Source organism: Pseudovibrio sp. POLY-S9, assembly GCF_001431305.1.
Classification (GTDB): Bacteria; Pseudomonadota; Alphaproteobacteria; order Rhizobiales; family Stappiaceae; genus Pseudovibrio.
The window spans coordinates 10,947-12,629 of sequence record NZ_LCWX01000263.1 but is presented as its reverse complement, the minus strand read 5'-3'; the positions used below and the strand labels follow the sequence as shown (position 1 = coordinate 12,629).

The window sequence follows — 1,683 nt, the reverse complement described above, 5'->3', positions numbered from 1 at the left end:
GCTGGCCGAATAGAGCGCTTAGAAGAGATTTTCTTATAGAATGAATACTGTAGGGTTTTGAAAGATCACCGAAGGCACCAACTCTTTGACCATCGGTGATGATCATGAAGGAATCTGTGCTTAAACTAGCAGCGTAGTTGAAAACTACATCCAGCCCTTTTGCATCCCAACCTAAATTCTTGATTTTAGTTGCGTCAAGTTGAGTCACGTCCAAACTTCGGGTGTGCCGCGCTTGACGTCCTAGTCCACGTTCTCCGGTCTGTATGAGATAAGTCAGCACGGATGCAGCAATCAGTACGAAGGCTAGCGCAACTAACAGATAACGGCGATTCATGCTAAGTACACTCCCAAAAATTCAGTCCTTGGAATTCAAATTCCAGCCACCTACAAGACATGTCCCCTTGCTCCAAGGCCTGTAAATGATGCCGACGTTGCGATGAAATCACTTAGGGTGGCACCAGCCACAGCAGCGAGTGTAACATGCTTCTCTTGGTTGATAGCACTGCTAGGAACAAGAAGTACCGTTGGCAATGTGGACATATGAACTGGAAAGGCACAGATTTTGCCGTGATCCGTGGCAGGCGTGATGATTTGAGGGGCAACAGCCCATAACTAGAGTGTCGGGTCAACTGCGGACATTTGGGCGGATCTAGCAAGAGTTGAATGGCAATCTCTGCATAAGCTATACAAACGACTTACACGTAGAAGGCTCGAATGGGTCTGAAATCAGTCTCCTTTCCGAGTGTTGGGTTAGTCGTGGCGTGTCGATCGGAGAATGTAAGGTGGAGAAAGCGTAGATCTGCCTGCAAAGCAGGTTGCCTTAAGCGAGTACGAGGCGGAGCTCTGCGGGCGCTAACTGAAGCATGTACTGTGTCCAACTGTCAGTGGTGCGGCGGCACCTCCTTGGTTGCACACATAAGCACTTCCAAATTGGATGAGCGTTTTAAGTTATGTAGTTCAAGTCTCCAGCAACCTGAACATCCGATCTCACCACCTAGTCAAGCAGTTTAAGTAGAAGGCAGTCGGCCTTGCTCTCTCTTTCTAGAGAGCTAAGTTCAAAACCAATATCTTTGCTTTTAAACTTTAATGTATAGCCCAAAGCAAAGTCTCTCATGACTATTTTGCGTTGTAAGCATAGTTGCCTTCAAATACTCAATCATCGATGGCATCAAAATGATAATCGCAGATTCCAGGTCTGTTATTGCTAAGTTTAATAGGAGTAAGAAGAGCAACAGTCTGAGTGACTAACTTTGATGTGGGAGAAATGCCAGTTAGCAGCTTGATGATACCCCTTTGTCGTCAAGGATCGAAGAAGTACCCAATGACTTCGCTAGCTGGAGTGGTCCTATTATAGTTCTAAGGAGCCTCTACATGTTTACCTTGGCATTTCTCCCAAATTATTCCTTAGTTATTTTAAGGTTACGTCTTCACTATGTAATGCTGTAAGTTGTTATATCATTATATCTTAACGGCAATGTGATTATCTAAGTACAAATAAAATTATATAAAAACTAATCATAATTAGATTAATTAACGTATAGACCACAGCAATATAGCATTAAAATTATTTGTGTTGCTACCGTTGTGAGGCCAATCTACTTTTTGTCGCGGTTCTACTTGAGGATAGCGATGTTTAGATCCCAATTTTTTGAATAAGAAACCCCCTCTCTTCAGTTGAACAGA

Annotated in this window: 1 pseudogene; it reads right to left on the bottom strand. The window is 43.6% G+C overall.

Annotation, left to right across the window (positions count from 1 at the left end):
* A pseudogene (locus tag PPL9_RS33960) lies at nt 1-334 on the bottom strand (serine hydrolase); the annotation flags it as partial.
* Nucleotides 335-1,683 lie beyond the last annotated feature (1,349 nt).